Raw genomic sequence first — 19,442 nt, forward strand, 5'->3', positions numbered from 1 at the left:
AAACGATGAATCAAACGGTAGATATTCGCGCGCTGGTGGAGCGCCGCAAAGCGGGTTACAGCCTGGAGGCCCCGTTCTACCTGAGCGAGGAGATTTTCCAGCTCGATATGGACGCGATCTTCCGCAAGCACTGGATTCAGGTCGCGATCGAGCCGGACGTGCCGGAACCGGGCGACTACGTCACCGTGGAGCTCGGCAGCGATTCGATCCTGATCGTGCGCGACGACGACATGGAAATCCGTGCGTTCCATAACGTCTGCCGCCATCGCGGCGCGCGCCTTTGCAACGAAGACAAAGGCTCGGTCGGCAACATCGTCTGCCCGTATCACAGCTGGACCTACAACCTGACCGGCGCGCTGATGTTCGCCGAGCACATGGGCGAGAAGTTCGACCGCTGCAAGCACAGCCTGAAATCGGTGCATCTGCAGAACCTCGGCGGCCTGCTGTTCGTCTGCCTGGCCGACGAGCCGCCGGCCGACTTCGAGAACCTGCGCGCCGCGATGGAGCCGTACCTGCTGCCGCACGATCTGCCGAACACGAAGATCGCCGCGCAGATCGACATCATCGAGGAAGGCAACTGGAAGCTGACGATGGAGAACAACCGCGAGTGCTACCACTGCGTCGCGAACCATCCGGAGCTGACCATTTCGTTGTACGAATATGGCTTCGGCTATCAGCCGTCGCCCGCCACCGCCGAAGGCATGGCCGCGTTCGAGCAGACCTGCGAAACGCGCGAGAAGCAATGGGCCGAGCTGGGCCTGCCGTCGGTCGAGGTCGAACAGTTGCTCGACGTCACCGGCTTCCGCACTCAGCGCCTGCCGCTCGATCGCGCCGGCGAATCGCAAACGCTCGACGCCAAGGCGGCTTCGAAGAAGCTGCTCGGCGAATTCGAACGCGCCGACCTCGGCGGCCTGTCGTTCTGGACGCAACCGAACTCGTGGCACCACTTCATGGCCGATCACATCGTGACGTTCTCGGTGATCCCGCTGTCGGCCGGCAAGACGCTGGTGCGCACCAAGTGGCTGGTTCAGAAGGACGCGAAGGAAGGCATCGATTACGACGTGAAGAACCTCACGGCCGTGTGGAACGCCACCAACGATCAGGATCGCGCGCTCGTGGAATTCTCGCAGCGCGGCGCATCGAGCAGCGCCTACGAACCGGGCCCGTACTCGCCGTTCACGGAAGGTTTGGTCGAGAAATTCTCGGCGTGGTACATCGGCCGCATGGCCGCGCACCTCGGCGCTTGATAGCCGTTACACCCAGCACACCCCCAGCACGGACAGGACAGGCGGAGCAAGAGATGATGCGAGATGCCGCGAATTTCGAACCGGTAGACAGCCGCGTGACGCAGCCCGATTTCTGGAAGGCGTTGCCCGAACTCTGGACGAGCGACGTCGAGGAAACACTGATCTGCTGCCATGTGCGGCAGGAAACGCACGACGTGCGGAGCTTCTTTTTCCGCTCGCCGTCGGGGCGCACGTTCGCGTTCGAGCCGGGCCAGTTCGTCACGCTCGAACTCGATATCGACGGCGAGACGATCAACCGCTGCTACACGATTTCGTCGTCGCCGGCGCGGCCGCATACGCTGTCGATCACGGTCAAGCGCGTGCCGGGTGGCAAGGTGTCGAACTGGCTGCACGACAACCTCCAGGCCGGCGCATCGGTGCGCGTGCTCGGCCCGGCCGGGGAATTCACCTGCGCGCGCCACCCCGCGCGCAAGTTCCTGTTCCTGTCGGCCGGCTCGGGCATCACCCCGCTGATGTCGATGAGCCGCGCGCACTACGATCTGGCCGAGGATCGCGACATCGTGTTCGTGCACAGCGCACGCACGCCGGACGACATCATCTTCCCGCGCGAAATCGACATGATCGCGTCGAGCCAGAACAACTTCCGCACCGCGTTCGTCTGCGAACGCGTAGGAAGCCGAACCAACTGGCCGGGCATCACGGGTTACCTGTCGCTGCCGCTGCTCAAGCTGATCGCGCCGGATTTCATGAAGCGCGAGATCTTCACCTGCGGCCCCGCGCCGTACATGAAGGCGGTGCGCGACCTGCTCGACGAGGCCGGCTTCGACCGCCAGCAGTATCACGAGGAAAGTTTCTCGTTCGAAACCATGCTTGACGAGGCCGCGCCCGAAACCGTGGAAACGCTGGTCGAGGAAGGCGTGCCTGTGCCGGAAACCACGCACTACGCGGTCAGCTTCGCCAAGAGCCATCGCGAGATCGCCTGCGGCGCCGACCAGACCGTGCTCGACGCGGCGCGTCAGGCTGGGGTGCGTTTGCCGTCGTCGTGCTCGCAGGGCATGTGCGGCACCTGCAAGGTCAAGCTGGTGTCGGGGCAGGTGGACATGAAGCACAACGGCGGGATTCGCCAGCGCGAAATCGACAACGGCATGGTGCTGCTGTGCTGCAGCAGGCCGCTGTCCGATCTCGTGGTGGACAAGTAAGTAGGGCGAGGCTACGCAGCCGGCAACACCCCACGTCGCTTATCGACAAGGACGTGTCGGAAAACGACGATACCGATGAATTGTGGCTGCGGAACCTAGAGAGACCCACAAGGCGTGCAACGTCGCGCCAATGACCACCCCAAGGAGATCGACCATGAAATTCATCGCAAAACTGGCCTGGTGCGGGGCCTTTGCCGCGCTGTTGACGGCCGCCGCCCCCTCCGCCTTCGCCGACACGAAGCCCACCATCAAGATCGGCTACGTGGAAGGGTGGGACGACAGCGTCGGCACCTCGAACGTCGCCGCCCAGATCATCGAGAAGAAGCTCGGCTACCCGGTGCAACTGGTGCCGGTGGCGGCAGGCGTGATGTGGCAGGGCGTGGCGCGCGGCGACCTCGACGCGACGCTGTCGGCCTGGCTGCCGGTGACGCACGGCGCGTACTGGGATCAGTTCAAGACCAAGGTCGTCGACCTCGGCGTGAACTACCCGGGCGCGAAGATCGGCCTGATCGTGCCGACCTACGTGAAGGCGAAGAGCATCGCCGATCTGGAAGCCGAGAAGGCCGATTTCGCCGGCCGCATCGTCGGCATCGATGCCGGCGCCGGCGTGATGCGCAAGACGGACGACGCGATCAAGGCCTACGGCCTGTCGTACACCCTGATGGCCAGCTCGGGCAGCGCCATGACCGCCGAACTGGCGCGCGCCGAAAACGCCAAGAAGCCGATCATCGTGACGGGCTGGGTGCCGCACTGGATGTTCGCGAAGTGGGACCTGCGCTTCCTCGACGATCCGAAGAAGGTGTTCGGCGAAGCCGAGCACGTCGACAGCGTGGCGAACCCGGGCCTCGAAACCAAGGCCAAACCGGTGGTGGCGTTCCTGAAGAAGTTCCAGTGGAAGGCCGGCGAGCTCGACTCGGTGATGCTGGCGATCCAGGGCGGCGCGAAGCCGGATGCGGCGGCCACGCAGTGGATCTCGCAGCACGGCGACCGCGTCAAGAGCTGGACCGACGGCGCGCAATAATCGCCTGAAAACGGTAAGGCAGTGCTTGTAGTCAAGACTGCGAAGTAAAAATGCCCGTCCGATCTCAGGTTGGACGGGCATTGTTTTTGATAAAAATGGCTTGTTGCAAGGGGTTTTTGAAAGTTTGGTTACACTGTTTCCCTTGTGACGGCTCTTGAGAGGAGGTTCCGCATGGGTCAGACAGAGCTGCGAACACGCAGCACGCACGAGGTCGACACGACTCTCTCACACGAACAGGAAGGCCGTTCGCTGCATCGCGGCCTCAGTTGGAAAGATGCTTTCTGGGTGACCAGCGGCGTGCCGGCCGGGGTGCTCTTCACGATCGGCGGCGTGTGCGCCACGATCGGCCAACCGGCGTGGGCCATCTGGATCGGCGCGATCACGATGGGGCTGCTCCAGAGCGCGACTTATGCGGAAATATCGGGGCTATTTCCACATAAATCGGGCGGCGCGTCGGTGTATGGCGCGATCGGTTGGGTGCGGTACAGCAAGATGATTGCCCCGGTGTCGGTGTGGTGCAACTGGCTCGCCTGGTCGCCCATGCTCGCGCTCGGCTGCGGCCTTGCCGCCAGCTATGCGCTCACGTCGCTGTTTCCGGCCGACGCCGCGATCCAGCACTGGCAGTTCACCGTCGCCAATCTCGGCTTCATCAAACCGGGCCTTACGTTGCGCATCAACGCCACGTTCGTGATCGCCGCGATCCTGCTGCTGATCACGTTCCGCCTGCAGCACAGCGGCGCATCGGCCGCCGCGAAAACCCAGCGCATCCTCGGCATCGCGTCGCTCACGCCGCTGCTGATCGTCGGCATCGTGCCGTTCGTGACGGGCGACGTGCCGATGTCGCACTTGTTGCCGTTGCTGCCGCTCGGTCACGACGCCAACGGCCATCTCACGGCTGCCACGTTCGGCAGTTGGAACGGGCAGGGCGTGGTGATGGCGCTCGGCGCGATGTTCATGGCCGGTTGGGCCTCCTACGGATTCGAAACGGCGGTGTGCTACACGCGCGAGTTTCGCGATCCTGCTCGCGACACGGCCAAGGCGATCTTCTGGTCCGGCGCGCTGTGCCTGGTGGTGATGACGCTGGTGCCGCTCGCGTTCCAGGGCGCGCTCGGCACCAGCGCGATGCTCGACCCGAAGATCGGCGACGGCACCGGCGTGGCCGCCGCGATGGCGAAGATGGTGGGTGGCGGCGTGTGGGTGGCGAACGCGATCGTGGTGATGCTGATGCTGTCGATCCTGCTGATCGTGATGACCTCGATGATGGGTTCGTCGCGCACGCTGTATCAGGCTTCCGTCGACGGCTGGCTGCCGCGCTATCTCTCGCACGTCAACGAGCACGGCGCGCCCACGCGCGCGATGTGGACCGATCTCGGCTTCAACCTGGTGTTGCTGATGATGTCGGATTACATGACGGTGCTGTCGATCTCGAACGTCTGCTACATGATCTTCGTATTCCTGAATTTGCAGTCGGGATGGATCCATCGCATGGATCGCGGCAACTGGAAGCGGCCGTTCCGCTGCCCGACCTGGCTGCTGGTGGCAGGGTCGATCTGCGGGTATCTGAACCTCGTCTATGTGGGTGCGGGGGCGAACCTGCAGGGCGAGGGCACGCTGCGCAACGGCATCATCGCGATGCTGCTGATCGTGCCGGTGTTCGTCTATCGCCATTACTGGCAGGATCGCGGGCGCTTCCCGAAGCAGATGCAGCAGGACATGGAATTGGCCGTGCCGAAGCGGCATCCGATATACGAGGCGCTGCCGTTCGTGGCGTTGATCGCGGCGGCGCTGACCGTGGCGATTTCGTATCACCTGGCCTGGCGATGAGGTAGCCGCGGCGGGGTGATGCCGGAACAACGCAGGACCACGGGGCCGCCGATCAGCGGCCCTTTTTCTTACAGTTGCATTCGCAACGCTTCCTTTCAAATCTCCCTGTTCCTTTCCGAATCGAAAGCATTCCGGACGAAAAAGATTCGAAATTCGATGGAATAAGCCGCTTCGCCCCAGCGTTATGTGGTCGACGAGAACGTGTTCAAGGCGACGCAGGCGAACACCGCGACTCAGCCGAGTCGAGCCGTCGAGATACCGGTTCGGTCGAGGTACGCCCGGTCGAACTCCATCCGTGTCATTCGATAAGGAATAGAAAATGAAATTGAAGCGCATTGCAGCCATGGCCTCGTTGGCCGCCGTCACGGCCTTCACGCTCGCCGCATGCGGTGGGGGAGACGACAACAGCACGCCGACGGTGACCGCACCGCCGCCCCCGGCGCTGAAGACGCAGTTCAAGGCCACCACGCTGGTGTCCGACGGCAGCGCGACGGCCGCCAATATCGACCCGAACCTGAAGAACGGCTGGGGCATCGCGTTCAACCCGACCGGCGTGATGTGGGTGTCGGACAACAACACGCATCTCTCGACGCTGTACGACGGCAACGGCGTGCCGCAATCGCTGGTGGTGTCGATCCCGGCGAACGCGGCCGGCACGGCCGCCGGCCCGACGGGCATCGTGTTCAACAAGACCGCCACCGATTTCCAGATCAGCGCGAACGGCGGCGCGGCCGCCAATGCCGTGTTCATGTGGGCCACCGACGCGGGCACGATCGCCGCGTGGTCGCCGAAGGTGCTGCCGACGCAGGCCGTCAACGCCTATGACGACGGCGCGGGCGGGGCGGTCTACAAGGGCCTCGCGATCGGCGTGAACGCCGGTGCGAACGTGATCTACGCCACCGATTTCCATAACAAGAAGGTCGATACGTTCGACCGCGCGTTCAACAAGATCCTGGTCGGCAAGTTCGTCGATCCGAGCCTGCCGGCGGGCTTCTCGCCGTTCGGCATCGCGGCGATCGGCAACAACGTTTACGTGTCCTACGCCGTGCTCGGCAGCAACGGCAAGACGCAGGTGAACGGCGCGGGCAACGGCGTGGTGGATGCGTTCGACACGGCCGGCAACTTCGTCAAGCGCATCGCCACCGGCGGCACGCTGAATTCGCCGTGGGGCATGGTGATCGCGCCGTCGAACTTCGGCTCGGCCAGCAACGATCTGATGGTGGGCAACTTCGGCGACGGCACGATCGACGTGTTCGATCCGACCACCAATGCGCTGATCGGCGCGCTGCCGAACCCGGACGGCTCGACGTTCAAGCAGGCCGGCATCTGGGGCATGTCGTTCGGCAATAACGCCGCGAACCAGCCGACCAACACGCTGTTCTACGCGGCCGGCCCGACGCCGACCACGGGCGTGTACGGCCGTATCGACGTCACGCCCTGAGCTTGGGGAAATCCGGCGCCCGAGGTGCCGCTGTTCGTCGAGTGGAGAGCGGCAGCGCCGAGGGTGAGGTGATATGGAATCCTGACGATATGCCGTAAGCCGAAGCGGCTTGAAACAATACCCGATCGCATCGCTGCGATCGGGTCGAGAAGGTCAGAGAGACCCAAGGAAATTCCGTCGAGCGGCGCCCCGCGCCGCCTCAGTTGAACACGACCGTCCGGTCGCCGTTCAGGAACACGCGGCGCTCGGTGAATGCCTTCACCGCCCGCGCCAGCGTCATGCACTCGGTATCGCGCCCCACCGTCAGCAATTGCTCGGGCCGGTACGCGTGATCGACCCGCTCCACCACCTGCTCGATGATCGGGCCTTCGTCGAGGTCGTCCGTCACGAAGTGCGCGGTCGCGCCGATCAGCTTGACGCCGCGCGCATGCGCCTGGTGATAGGGCTTCGCGCCCTTGAAGCCGGGCAGGAACGAATGGTGGATGTTGATCGCGCGGTTGGCGAGCTGCGCGCTCGCCTCGGGCGACAGCACCTGCATGTAGCGCGCGAGGATCACCAGCTCGGCGCCGCTCGATTCGAACAGGTCGAGCCACTGCGCTTCCTGCTGGCGCTTGGTGTCCGGCGTGATCGGGAAATGGTGGAACGGCAGGTGATGCTGCGCGGCCAGCGGTTCGAGATCGGGGTGATTCGAAACAATCCCGACGATATCCATCTTCAGTTCGCCCATCTTCCAGCGGAACAGCAGATCCGCCAGGCAATGTTCGAGCTTCGACACCAGGATCAGCACCTTCGGGCGCGCGCTGGCGTCGTGGATCGCCCATTGCATGTCGAAGCGCTCGGCGATCGGTGTGAACTCGGTGCGCAGCGCCTCGATGTCGGGCGTATCGGCGGCGTCGTTCGCATGGAACACGCAGCGCACGAAGAAGCGGCCGCTCAGGTCGTCGTCGAACACGGTCAGTTCGTCGACGTAGCAACGGTGACGGTCGAGCACGCCGACCACGGCGGCCACCTGGCCAGCCGCGCTCGGGCACGACAGCGTCAGCAGGAATCGGGAATTGCGTTCGGAGCCGGACATGCTTTCCTCGGATCGGCGGCGGCGCGGTGCGCCGCACGCGGCCGCTCGATTGCGGCCAGGCTCCAGTAGAACAGTCCGATATCGCGCTGAATAGAATCGAAACGTCGTGACGCTGGTATCGAAACGCCAAACGGGGGCGGGCGCAATGCCTGGCCCCGGCCGCGGCTCAGATGCCGGCGGCCAGCACGGCGCGCTCGCCGGCGTTGGCTTCGCGGCAGCGGTCGAACAGCCAGCGGCGGAAGCGGCCGACGGCCGGCGCCTCGGGCCGCGACGGCGGGCGCACCAGGAAGTAGCCGCGCGAGGTGACGACGGTGGCGTCCACGCAGCGCACCAGTTGCCCATCCTGCACGAGCTGGTCGACGAGCGGCGACCAGCCGAGCGCGATGCCCTGGTTCATCAGCGCGGCGTGCACCACCAGCGCATAACTGTTGAACGTCAGCCCGTGCGGCTCGGGCGGCGCGATCAGGCCATGCGCGCCGAACCAGCCCTGCCACGCCAGCCAGCGCTCGGGGCGGGTGGGCTGCACGTGCAGCAGCGGGCGCGTCAGCAGATCGGCCGGCGCGGCGATCGGGCCGTGGCTCGCCAGGAAGGCCGGCGAGCACACCGGCGTGACCGATTCCTCGAACAGCCGCGTGGAGGTGCACGACGGCCAGTCGCCGTCGCCGAACAGGATCGCCACGTCGGCGTGATCGCGTTGCAGATCGGCGTGCTGGGCGGTGACCACGCGCACGTCCACATCGGGCATTTCCTCCTTCAGCTTCGACAGGCGCGGCATCAGCCAGTAGGTCGCGAACCCGACATCGGTCACCAGCGTCAGCGCGCCGCGCGTGCGGCGCTCGCGAATGTCGGCAGTGGCGCAGCGCAGCGTGTCGAGGCTCTGGCGCACCGCCTCGAACAGCCGCTCGCCGTCCTCGGTCAGCGTCACGCCGCGATGGCCGCGGTCGAACAGCGGCGTGCCGAGCGCTTCCTCCAACTGCACCACGCGCTGGCTGACGGCCGGCTGGGTGGAGCCCAGCTCGCGCGCGGCTGCCGTGAAGCTGGCGAGGCGCGCCGCGGATTCGAACGCGGACAGCGCCTGCATCGGCGGCAAGCGCTCGGCTCGCCCCGGAAGCCCGTCTGACATAAGCACCTCTGATGGCCCATAAGCATTCGACATCTTCCCCGCGCGATTCCGGCCGGCGACAGTGAAGTCAGCCGCGCCGCGCCGTGGCGAGTGGGGCGAAGCTCAGGGCTTACCCGACGCTGCCGGCGGCGGCGCGATCCCGTCGATTCTAATTCAGTCAATTCGCAATGCTTAACACGAAGCCGAATATCCTTATCTTGATGGCTGATCAACTGACGCCGTTCGCGCTGTCCTCCTACGGGCACCGTGGCGCGATCACGCCGACCATCGATCGGCTGGCCGCCGGCGGGGTGGTGTTCGAGTCCGCCTACTGCGCGAGCCCGCTGTGCGCACCGTCGCGCTTCTCGTTCATGGCGGGCAAGCTGCCGGCCGCGATCGGCGCCTACGACAACGCCGCCGAGCTGCCGGCCCAGACGCTCACGTTCGCGCATTACCTGCGCGCGGCCGGCTACCGCACGGCGCTGGCCGGCAAGATGCACTTCTGCGGGCCGGATCAACTGCACGGTTTCGAGGAGCGCCTGACCACCGATATCTACCCGGCCGATTTCGGCTGGGTGCCCGACTGGACCCAGCCGGCCGACCGCCCGAGCTGGTATCACAACATGAGCTCGGTGCTCGACGCCGGCCCGTGCGTGCGCACCAACCAGCTCGATTTCGACGACGAAGTGACGTTCGCCACGCGCCAGAAGCTCTACGATCTGGCGCGCGAGAAGGAGATGGGCACGGACACGCGTCCGTTCTGCCTGGTCATGTCGCTGACGCATCCTCATGATCCCTACGCAATCACGCGCGAGTATTGGGACCTTTACCGCGACGAGGACGTGCCGATGCCGGCCGTCACGCTCGGCTTCGACGAGAGCGACCCGCACTCGCGGCGGCTGCGCGGCGTCAGCGAGATCGACCGCACGCCGCCCAGCGAGGCGCAGATCCGCGCCGCGCGCCGCGCCTATTACGGCTCGACCAGCTATGCCGACGCGCAATTCGGCGCGGTCATGAGTACGCTCGAAGCCTGCGGGTTCGCCGACGATACGATCGTGATCGTGACGGCGGACCACGGCGACATGCTCGGCGAGCGCGGCCTCTGGTACAAGATGACGTTCTTCGAGGGCGGCTGCCGCGTGCCGTTGATCGTCAATGCGCCGGGAAGGTTCGCGGCCTCGCGCGTGTCGGCGTCCGTCTCGCATCTCGACCTGCTGCCCACGCTCGTGGAGTTCGCCACCGGCGGTGCGCCGGCCGAATGGCCCGACGCGATCGACGGCCAGAGCCTGGTGCCGCACCTGAGCGGCGCAGGCGGCCACGACGAGGCGATCGGCGAATTCCTGGCCGAAGGCGCGATCGCGCCGATCGTGATGATCCGGCGCGGCGACTGGAAATTCATCCACACGCCGGTCGATCCCGACCAGTTGTTCAACTTGAAGGACGACCCGCACGAACTGACCAACCTCGCGGCCGACCCGGCGCTGCGTGACCATGTGGCGGCGTTCCGCGCCGAGGTGGCGCGACGCTGGAACCTCGACGCGATCCACGCCGACGTGCTGGCCAGCCAGCGCCGCCGCCGCTTCCACTTCGCGGCCACCACGCAGGGCCGCATCCAGTCGTGGGACTGGCAGCCGATGCAGGACGCCAGCCAGCGCTACATGCGCAACCACATCGAACTCGACACGCTCGAAGCGATGGCGCGCTACCCGCGCCCGCAACGCTGAACGCCGGCACACCTTCCATCCACACGGGAATACAAGCAATGAAACGACCCCTTCGCATTGCAGGACCGGCGCGCGCATTGCAGCGCAGCCTGCTCGCCGCGAGCCTCGCGCTCGCGTTTGCCGGCGCGGCGCAGGCCGCCGATCCGGCGTCGTGCGGCGACGTGCGCATGGCCGCGCCGGGCTGGACCGACATCGACGCCACCAATGCCATGACGGGCGCCGTGCTCGACGCGCTCGGCTACCACCCGCGCGTCGCGAACCTGTCGGTGCCGATCACGTTCCAGGGCCTCAAGAAAGGGCAGGTGGACGTGTTCCTCGGCAACTGGATGCCGGCGCAAGGGCCGCTCGTGAAGCCGTTCGTCGACGAGAAATCGATCGACGTGCTGCACGCGAACCTGACCCATGCCAAGTTCACGCTGGCGGTGCCCGACTACGTGGCCGCGGCCGGCGTGCACTCGTTCGCCGATCTCGCCAAGTACGCCGACCGCTTCGAAGGCCGCATCTACGGCATCGAGCCGGGTGCGCCGGCCAACCAGAACATCAAGCGGATGATCGCCGACAAGGCGCTCGGCAGTGCGAACTGGTCGCTGGTCGAATCGAGCGAGACGGGCATGCTGACCCAGGTGGAACGCGCCGAACGCGATCACAAGTGGATCGTGTTCCTGGCCTGGGAGCCGCACCTGATGAACACCAAATTCCATCCGGTCTACCTGTCGGGCGGCGATGCCTACTTCGGCCCCGACTACGGCGGCGCGACCGTCAATACCGTGTCGCGCAGCGGCTATGCGAACCAGTGCCCGAATCTCGGCCGCCTGTTCAGGCAGATCACGTTCAACGTCGACCTGGAGAACGCGATGATCGCCTCGATGCTGCTCGACAAGCTCTCGCCCGCCGACGCCGCGAAGCGCGCGCTGCATGCCCATCCGGACCTGCTCGGCACCTGGCTCGACGGCGTGACCACCGCGAGCGGCGCGCCCGCGTTGCCGGCCGCCAAGGGCGCGCTCGGCCTGTGAGGTGACGCTCGTCCGGTGCGGCCGCCGCATTCAGGGTTTATCAGCAGCGGTCGCTGACAGGCCATTTGTGGTCGTTCATGGACGTGTCGCCCATAAATTGGGTTTGTATTTTTTCCTTCACGCGGCCGCACCTTCACAACAACCACGATGGCCGCGCAAGCGATACCCGGTTTCATGCAAGACGTAGGGCTCGTGCGTGCGCGAGTCATTCTTCCAACAGGAATGCAGGTTTGGGGTTGCCACAATGATTAAAAGAAAGAAAATTGCCGCAGCCGGCGCCGCCGCGCTGGCACTGGCAGGCGTGTCGTCCGCGAGTCATGCGCAGAGCAGCGTCACGCTGTACGGCATTCTCGATGCCGGTGTCACCTACGTGAGCAATTCGGGCGGCGCGCATGTCTTCAAGTTCGACGACGGCGTGTCCTACGGCAACCGGATCGGCTTCAAGGGCGTCGAGGATCTCGGCGGCGGCCTGAAGGCGGTGTTCGTGCTCGAAAGCGGTTTCCATCTGAGCAATGGCCAGCTCGGTTTCGGCGGCGCGCTGTTCGGCCGTCAGGCTTATGTCGGACTCCAGAACGATTGGGGCACGCTGTCGTTGGGCGACCAGCTCGACATGACCGAGGAGATGGTCTATCTGACCAACGTGTCGGCGTGGGCCAGCGGCTACGCGATCCACCAGGGCGACTTCGACCGCTTCAACGGCGACCGCCTGCCGAACGCGATCAAGTTCCTGTCGAACACGTTCGGCGGCTTCAAGGTGGGCGGCATGTATTCGTTCGGCAACGTGTCGGGCAACTTCCACCAGAACAGCGCGTTCAGCCTGGGCGGCAGCTATGCGAACGGCAACTTCTCGACCGGCGTGGCCTACACGCAATTGAACAACCCGAACGGCATCTATGCGTTCGACCCGTACGCGATGATCGGCACCAAGACGTTCCTCGGCCGGCCGACCGTCAGCGTCGATCCGGCCACGGGCGCGGTGACCGACCTGTTCTCCAGCACGCCGATGAACATCGACAAGCAGGGCACGCTCGGCGTCGGCGCGAGCTACACGATCGGCAAGGTGTCGCTGATCGGCAACTTCACGTACACCACCATCAAGGGCTTCGGCCAAAGCTCGCACATGCAGGTGTACGAAGGCGGCGCGACGTATCAACTGACGCCGGCCCTCAGCGTGATCGGCGGCTATCAGCACACGCGCTTCGAGGGCCATCACTGGAACCAGGGTTCGGCCGGCGTGCACTACCTGCTGTCCAAGCGCACCGACGTGTATCTGTCGGGCGACTACCTGCGCGCCTCCAACGGCGTCAATGCGGTGATCGGCTACAGCTTCACGCCGTCCACCACGCAGACGCAGGCCGACGTGCGGATCGGGATGCGCCACTCGTTCTGATCGCGCGGCACACGTCGCAATACGAAACGGGCCGGCATGACGCCAATCGCGTCATGCCGGCCCGTTGGCTTTCATCGGTTCGGAATCCTGTGGATCGCTGGCTGCTAACGCTGCACCTGCCGGTCGTCGCGCGGGCTGGCGCCGAAGCGCGTGCGGTAGCTGCGCGAGAAATGCGACGGCGATTCGAAGCCGCAGGCCACGCAGATCGCCGTGATCGTCATGTCGGTCTGCTGCAGCAGCTCGCGCGCGCGGTCGAGCCGCAACTGCATGTAGAAGCGCGCCGGCGTGTCGTCGAGGATCGCGCTGAACAGGCGTTCGAGCTGGCGCCGCGTGATGCCGACGTCCTGCGCCAATGCATCCGAGGACAGCGGCGTTTCGGTGTGCCGTTCCATCGCGCCGATCACCTGGATCAGCTTGCGGTTGTGCACGCCGTAGCGCGCGGCGATTTCCAGCCGTTGCCGATCCGAGTGCTGGCGGATGCGGCCCACCACGAACTGCTCCGAAATGCTGGCGGCCAGATCCGCGCCGTGCCGGCGGCCGATCAGGTCGAGCATCATGTCGATCGACGCGATGCCGCCCGCGCAGGTGATGCGCCGGTCGCCCGTCTCGAACAATTCCTGCGTGGCGTTCAGGCGCGGGTAGCGCTCGCGGAATGCGGCCAGCGCTTCCCAGTGCAGCGTCAGCGTGTGGGTGGGATCGAACAGGCCCGCCTCGGCCAGCACGAAGCTGCCGGTATCGATCGCGCCGATCGTCGCGCCGCCGTGATGCTGGCGGCGCAGCCAATCGCCGAGCGTGCGCGTGTAGCGCGCCAGCGGCTCGAAGCCCGCGATCACGAACACGGTGCTGGTGTGGCCGATCTCGCCGAACGGCGCGTCGGCGTTCAGCGCCACGCCGTTGCTGGCGACCACCGGCGCACCGTCCATGCTCAGCAATTGCCAGCGATAGAGATCCGGGCGGAAGCGGTTCGCGACGCGCAGCGGCTCGATCGCCGACATGCAACCGAGCGCGGAGAAGCTGGGTAGCAACAGAAAATGAAAGGTTTCCGGCATGGGCGGGCGGTGGGGTCGTGTGGGGCGCGCTCGATTATAGAGGCGAGTGTGCGCGAATCGAAAAGGCGGCGTATCGATCGTTCGCAGTCCTCGAATAGGGCGGGTGGTGCCGGCCGGCCCCACGCAGCCGCCGAATATTTCAGTTTGATGATCGGATTCTTCCAATTTCCGGAAGGAAGCTTGCGGCTGCGCGCGCACATTCTCCGGGGCCTCCGTTTCTATACTCGCCGGCGTCTCAACCCAGCGTTTCTACAGAACCGGAGTCTCAGGTGAAAAAAATCTCCATCGCGGCCGCATGCGTGACGACGTTCGCAGCAGCCTCGGCCCACGCTCAAAGCTCGGTCACGTTGTACGGCCTCGTCGACGCCGGCATCGCCTACACCAACAACGTGGGCGGCAGCGGCCGCGTCGCGTTCGCGAGCGGAAACATCAGCGGCAGCCGCTTCGGCGTGCGCGGCTCGGAAGATCTCGGCGGCGGCCTCAAGGCGGTGTTCGTGCTCGAGAACGGCTTCAACGTCAACAACGGCCAGCTTGGCCAAAACGGCCGCATGTTCGGCCGCCAGGCCTACGTGGGCCTGAGCAGCAATGCGTTCGGCACGCTGACGCTCGGCCGCCAGTACGACGACGTGGTCGATTTCGTTTCGCCGCTGTCGGGCACGGCCGGCACGTTCGGCGATTCGGGCTTCGCGCACCCGTACGACAACGACAACCTGCAGCACAGCGTGCGCTTCAACAACGCGGCGAAGTTCACCAGCGTCAACTACGGCGGCTTCAAGTTCGGCGGCATGTACGCGTTCAGCAACAGCACGAACTTCGCAACGAGCCGCGCCTACAGCGTTGGTGCGAGCTACAGCAACGGCCCGCTCGCCGCCGCGGCCGGCTACCTGCAGACCAACGGCTCGGGCACGCGCAACGGCGCCGCGTTCGCCAACACGGCCGGCGCGGTCGATCAGGCCGAAGTGAAGGGCGGCCTGACCTCGGACGTGCAGCGCAGCGTGGCCGCCGGCATCAATTACGCATTCGGCCCCGCCACGCTCGGCTTCGTCTATTCGCACGCCCAATACCAGGGCACCGGCGCATTCGGTCTGAACAACGGCGGCGCGCGCTTCGACAACTACGAAGTGAATGGGATGGTTCAGTTCACGCCGGCCCTGCGCGCGGGCCTGTCCTACACGTACACCGATGCGCACCTGAGCGGCGCGACCGCCTATGGCGCCGATCCGAAGTGGAATCAGGTCAACGCGATCGCGCGCTATGCGCTGTCCAAGCGCACCGAACTGTATGCCGAGGCGATGTATCAGCACGCCACCGGCAACAAGAACGTCGCGATGCTGTACAACGCCGGCGGCGCCTCCACCACGGGCAATCAGGTGATGGGCGCGGTCGGCATGCTGACGCGCTTCTAAGCCGTGCTTGCGATGCAGTCCTGACGTTCGACACGCGTTTCGCGGCCGGCGCAGCCCGGCCCGCCTCCGAGCGGACTCACGGTGTGCCGGATGCCGGCGCGAGGGCGTTCTGCAACCACGGCCGAAAGCCGGCAGTACGCTGGCGGTGGTTGCCGCGCACGCCTTCACTCGTCGATTCGGGTGAGTCCATTTGCCCGCCCGATTCGTTTCGGGCGGGTTTTTTTACGTTCGCGCTTGCGAACGTCGTGCGCCGGCTGCCCGGTCATTTCGCGCCACGCCGCATCGGGTCAAGCCCGCCGCCGCGCGATCGTCTTCCCGAGCCCCGTCATGCGGGCGCGCGCTCTCGCCATCATGGTTTCCACTGAAGGTCGCTGACAGTCAACAAAACGTCGCGGCCGGTCGCCTTGCGCCGAATATGGCCCGTTATTTTTTCATCCACGGTGCAGGCCTCGTCGTTCCTCTATCAATCGCCTGCGAGACACCGCCGAACAGGGAGCCAACATGAAGTCGTGCAAGACCCTCGCGCTGGTTGCGGCATTGGCCGCGGCATCTGCGTTGCCGTTGCCGTCGTTTGCCCAGGATTCCGACGCGTGCCGCACGGTGCGGTTCTCCGATATCGGCTGGACCGACATCACGTCCACCACGGCGCTCGCCTCCATGTTGTTCGAGTCGCTCGGCTACAAGCCCAGCACCACGATCTCGTCGGTGCCGATTTCGTTCGCAGGCCTGAAGGCCAAACAGATCGACGTGTCGCTCGGCTACTGGTGGCCGGTGCAGCAGAAGCAGCTCCAGCCGTTCCTCGATGCGAAGTCGATCACGGTGCTCGACACGCCGAACCTGTCGGGCGCGAAGGCCACGCTCGCGGTGCCGGCCTACGAATTCCAGGCCGGCCTGAAGACTTTCGACGATATCGCCAAGCATCGCGAGGAACTCGACGGGAAGATCTACGGCATCGAGCCGGGCAGCAGCGCGAACGCGACCATCCAGAAGATGATCGACACCAACCAGTACGGGCTCGGCGGCTTCAAGCTGGTCGAATCGAGCGAGGCCGGCATGCTGGTGACGGTGGAGCGCGCGGTGCGCGCCAAGAAATGGGTGGTGTTCCTCGGCTGGGAACCGCACCCGATGAACATCCAGTTGCAGATGAACTACCTGTCGGGCGGCGACGCGTCGTTCGGCCCGAACTACGGCGAGGCGCGCGTCTACACGCTGACCTCGAACGGCTATGCCGAGCGCTGCCCGAACGCGGGCAGGCTCGTGTCGAACCTGCGCTTCACCACCGACATGGAGAACCAACTGATGTTGGCCGTGGTGAACAAGACGCGCCCGGCCGACTCGGCCAAGGATTACATCCGCAAGCACCCGCAGGTGCTGGACGGCTGGCTCGCGGGCGTGAAGAGCTACGACGGCAAGGACGGTCTCGCGACCGTGAAGGCGGCGCTCGGCCTGTGACCGGCGCGCCGCGCGCCACTCCTACACTGCAAGCAACGAGGCAAACGCAATGAACCACGAAGTGATAGTGACCTGCGCCGTGACGGGCGCGGGCGATACGGTCGGCAAGCATCCGGCGATTCCGGTCACGCCGAAGCAGATCGCCGAGGCCGCGATCGAAGCCGCCAAGGCCGGCGCCACCGTCGCGCACTGCCATGTGCGCGATCCGCAAACCGGGCGCGGCAGCCGCGATCCGAACCTCTACCGCGAGGTGGTGGACCGCATTCGCTCGGCCGACGTCGACGTGATCATCAACCTGACGGCCGGCATGGGCGGGGACCTGGAGATCGGCGCGGGCGAAGCGCCGATGCAGTTCGGCCAGGGCACCGACCTGGTCGGCGGCCTGACGCGCCTCGTGCATGTGGAGGAACTGCTGCCCGAGATCTGCACGCTCGATTGCGGCACGCTCAATTTCGGCGACGGCGATTACATCTACGTGTCCACGCCGGCCCAGTTGCGTGCCGGCGCGAAGCGAATCCAGCAGCTTGGCGTGAAGCCCGAGCTGGAGATCTTCGACACCGGCCACCTGTGGTTCGCCAAGCAGTTGCTCAAGGAAGGCCTGCTCGACGAGCCGCCGCTGTTCCAGCTATGCATGGGCATTCCGTGGGGCGCGCCGGCCGACACCGGCACGCTGAAATCGATGGTCGACAACATGCCGCCGGGCGCGCACTGGGCCGGCTTCGGCATCGGCCGGATGCAGATGCCGATGGTGGCGCAGGCGATGCTGCTGGGCGGCCATGTGCGCGTGGGGCTCGAAGACAACATCTGGCTCGATCGCGGCGTGCCGGCCTCGAACGGCTCGCTCGTGCAGCGCGCGCGCGAAATCATCGAGCGGCTCGGCGCGCGCGTGCTGACGCCGGCCGAGGGGCGCGTCAAGCTCGGCCTGCCGCCGCGCGGCCAACGCCCGCTCGAACGGCGCGCGATCGCCGAATTCGCGTGACATGACATGGCGTGAGGCGGCATGCGCGCCGCCTCGCCGGATATTCAGGAAAACCAAGGACGTTTCATGACTGTGATCACCGACATCAAGACCTTCGCCGCGATCGGCACCGGCGTGATCGGCGGCGGCTGGGTGGCGCGTGCGCTGGCGAACGGGCTCGACGTGGTCGTGTGGGACCCGGCGCCCGGCGCCGAGGCGCAACTGCGCGCCAAGCTCGCCAACGCGTGGCCCGCGCTGGAGCGCGTCGGCCTGAAGCCGGGCGCGTCGGTCGAGCGGCTGCGCTTCGTGCCGACCATCGAGGCGGCCGTGGCCGACGCCGATTTCATCCAGGAAAGCGCGCCCGAGCGCGAGGCGCTGAAGCTCGAACTGCACGAGCAGATCAGCCGCGCGGCCAAGCCCGGCGCGATCATCGCGTCGTCCACTTCGGGGCTGCTGCCTACCGATTTCTATGCGCGCGCAACCAACCCGGAACGCTGCGTGGTCGGCCATCCGTTCAACCCCGTCTATCTGCTGCCGCTGGTCGAAGTGCTCGGCGGCGAGCGGACTTCGAGCGAAGCGGTGGACGCGGCGATCGCCATCTACGCGTCGCTGGGCATGCGTCCGCTCAAGGTGCGCAAGGAAGTGCCGGGCTTCATCGCCGACCGCCTGCTCGAAGCGCTGTGGCGCGAGGCGCTGCATCTGGTCAACGAAGGCGTGGCCACCACGGGCGAGATCGACGATGCGATCCGCTTCGGCGCGGGCATCCGCTGGTCGTTCATGGGCACGTTCCTGACCTACACGCTGGCCGGCGGCGACGCGGGCATGCGCCACTTCATGAAGCAGTTCGGGCCGGCGCTCGAACTGCCGTGGACCAAGCTCGTCGCGCCGACGTTGACCGACGAGCTGATCGACCGCGTGGTGGAAGGCACCACCGAGCAGCAGGGCGAGCGCAGCATCCAGGCGCTCGAACGCTATCGCGACGACTGCATTAGCGAGGTGATCGAGGCGATCGCCCGCGTGAAGGCGCGTCACGGCATGCGCTACGAGGATTGACGATGCCCACCGAAACCGCGCTGACGATTCACCGCGACGTGGTGCGCGAGGAATGGGTCGATTACAACGGGCATTTGCGCGATGCGTTCTATCTGCTGATCTTCAGCTTCGCCACCGATGCGCTGATCGATCGGATCGGCCTCGACGCGGCGGCGCGGCAGGCGCGCTCGCGCTCGATCTACACGCTGGAAGCGCATGTGAACTACCTGCAGGAGATCAAGCTCGGCACGGCGGTGCGTGTCGATGCACGCGTGCTGGCGGTCGATGCGAAGCGCATCCATCTGTATATGGAGATGTTTGCGGACGGCGTGGACGGTGCGGTGTCGGCCAGCGAGCAGATGTTGATGCACATCGATACGCGCGGGCCGAAATCCGCGCCGTTCGATGCCGACGTGCACGCGCGGCTTGTCGACCTGCACGGCTTGCAGCGCGAGATGCCGGCGCCGGCCTGGGCCGGGCGCGTGATCGGCCTGCCGGCGCCGCGCTGA

General features: G+C 65.8%; 16 protein-coding genes. 13 read left to right on the forward strand and 3 right to left on the reverse strand.

Annotation, left to right across the window (positions count from 1 at the left end):
* The first annotated feature begins 5 nt into the window (after positions 1-5).
* From AB4850_RS03980 to AB4850_RS04000, 5 genes are all read left to right on the forward strand, one after another.
* Positions 6-1,247 carry an aromatic ring-hydroxylating oxygenase subunit alpha gene (locus tag AB4850_RS03980; RefSeq protein WP_414441308.1) on the forward strand — a complete coding sequence of 414 codons (1,242 nt, stop codon included), beginning with the start codon at positions 6-8 and terminating at the stop codon, positions 1,245-1,247.
* A complete protein-coding gene (locus AB4850_RS03985) occupies positions 1,208-2,446 on the forward strand; it encodes a 2Fe-2S iron-sulfur cluster-binding protein (RefSeq protein ID WP_414441309.1) in 1,239 nt (412 codons plus the stop codon). Before AB4850_RS03980 ends, AB4850_RS03985 begins: the two co-directional genes overlap by 40 nt.
* A gap of 154 nt (positions 2,447-2,600) precedes the next feature.
* Positions 2,601-3,467, forward strand: coding sequence for a glycine betaine ABC transporter substrate-binding protein (locus tag AB4850_RS03990; RefSeq protein ID WP_414441310.1), 867 nt, complete (start codon positions 2,601-2,603; stop codon positions 3,465-3,467).
* Positions 3,468-3,638: 171 nt separating this feature from the next.
* Complete coding sequence (locus AB4850_RS03995; RefSeq protein WP_414441311.1) at positions 3,639-5,291, forward strand: APC family permease; 1,653 nt, start codon at positions 3,639-3,641, stop codon at positions 5,289-5,291.
* Between the two features lie 319 nt (positions 5,292-5,610).
* Positions 5,611-6,732, forward strand: a complete 1,122-nt coding sequence (locus tag AB4850_RS04000) for a TIGR03118 family protein (RefSeq protein WP_414441312.1) — start codon at positions 5,611-5,613, stop codon at positions 6,730-6,732.
* Between the two features lie 199 nt (positions 6,733-6,931).
* Here the strand turns inward: AB4850_RS04000 and purU are convergent, their stop codons facing one another.
* Positions 6,932-7,807 carry a formyltetrahydrofolate deformylase gene (gene purU, locus AB4850_RS04005; RefSeq protein WP_414441313.1) on the reverse strand — a complete coding sequence of 292 codons (876 nt, stop codon included), beginning with the start codon at positions 7,805-7,807 and terminating at the stop codon, positions 6,932-6,934.
* A gap of 166 nt (positions 7,808-7,973) precedes the next feature.
* Positions 7,974-8,888, reverse strand: a complete 915-nt coding sequence (locus AB4850_RS04010; protein WP_414441953.1) for a choline sulfate utilization transcriptional regulator — start codon at positions 8,886-8,888, stop codon at positions 7,974-7,976.
* Between the two features lie 209 nt (positions 8,889-9,097).
* Between AB4850_RS04010 and betC the strand changes: the two genes are divergently transcribed.
* The 3 genes from betC (at position 9,098) to AB4850_RS04025 (ending at position 13,036) form a co-directional block, all read left to right on the forward strand.
* Positions 9,098-10,633: a choline-sulfatase gene (gene betC / locus AB4850_RS04015; protein WP_414441314.1), complete on the forward strand. Its 1,536-nt coding sequence runs from the start codon at positions 9,098-9,100 to the stop codon at positions 10,631-10,633.
* 38 nt (positions 10,634-10,671) lie between these two features.
* The gene (gene choX, locus AB4850_RS04020; protein WP_414441315.1) at positions 10,672-11,646 is read left to right on the forward strand and encodes a choline ABC transporter substrate-binding protein; all 975 of its coding nucleotides are present in this window, start codon (positions 10,672-10,674) and stop codon (positions 11,644-11,646) included.
* 244 nt (positions 11,647-11,890) lie between these two features.
* Positions 11,891-13,036 (forward strand): porin, encoded by a 1,146-nt coding sequence (locus tag AB4850_RS04025; protein ID WP_414441316.1) that lies wholly within the window; start codon positions 11,891-11,893, stop codon positions 13,034-13,036.
* A 104-nt stretch (positions 13,037-13,140) separates the two neighbouring features.
* Here the strand turns inward: AB4850_RS04025 and AB4850_RS04030 are convergent, their stop codons facing one another.
* Positions 13,141-14,085: a GlxA family transcriptional regulator gene (locus AB4850_RS04030; protein WP_414441317.1), complete on the reverse strand. Its 945-nt coding sequence runs from the start codon at positions 14,083-14,085 to the stop codon at positions 13,141-13,143.
* A gap of 269 nt (positions 14,086-14,354) precedes the next feature.
* On the opposite strand from AB4850_RS04030, the gene AB4850_RS04035 reads away from it, so the two are divergent.
* From AB4850_RS04035 to AB4850_RS04055, 5 genes are all read left to right on the forward strand, one after another.
* Positions 14,355-15,491: a porin gene (locus tag AB4850_RS04035; RefSeq protein ID WP_414441318.1), complete on the forward strand. Its 1,137-nt coding sequence runs from the start codon at positions 14,355-14,357 to the stop codon at positions 15,489-15,491.
* Between the two features lie 501 nt (positions 15,492-15,992).
* On the forward strand, positions 15,993-16,943 hold the full coding sequence (locus AB4850_RS04040) for a choline ABC transporter substrate-binding protein (protein ID WP_414441319.1): 951 nt from the start codon (positions 15,993-15,995) through the stop codon (positions 16,941-16,943).
* Between the two features lie 49 nt (positions 16,944-16,992).
* A complete protein-coding gene (locus AB4850_RS04045; protein WP_414441320.1) occupies positions 16,993-17,922 on the forward strand; it encodes a 3-keto-5-aminohexanoate cleavage protein in 930 nt (309 codons plus the stop codon).
* Positions 17,923-17,988: 66 nt separating this feature from the next.
* Entirely contained in the window at positions 17,989-18,954 is a 966-nt protein-coding gene (locus AB4850_RS04050) for an L-carnitine dehydrogenase (protein ID WP_414441321.1), read from the forward strand.
* A gap of 2 nt (positions 18,955-18,956) precedes the next feature.
* Positions 18,957-19,442: a thioesterase family protein gene (locus AB4850_RS04055; RefSeq protein ID WP_414441322.1), complete on the forward strand. Its 486-nt coding sequence runs from the start codon at positions 18,957-18,959 to the stop codon at positions 19,440-19,442.

This window comes from Burkholderia sp. 22PA0106, assembly GCF_047497155.1.
Classification (GTDB): Bacteria; Pseudomonadota; Gammaproteobacteria; order Burkholderiales; family Burkholderiaceae; genus Burkholderia.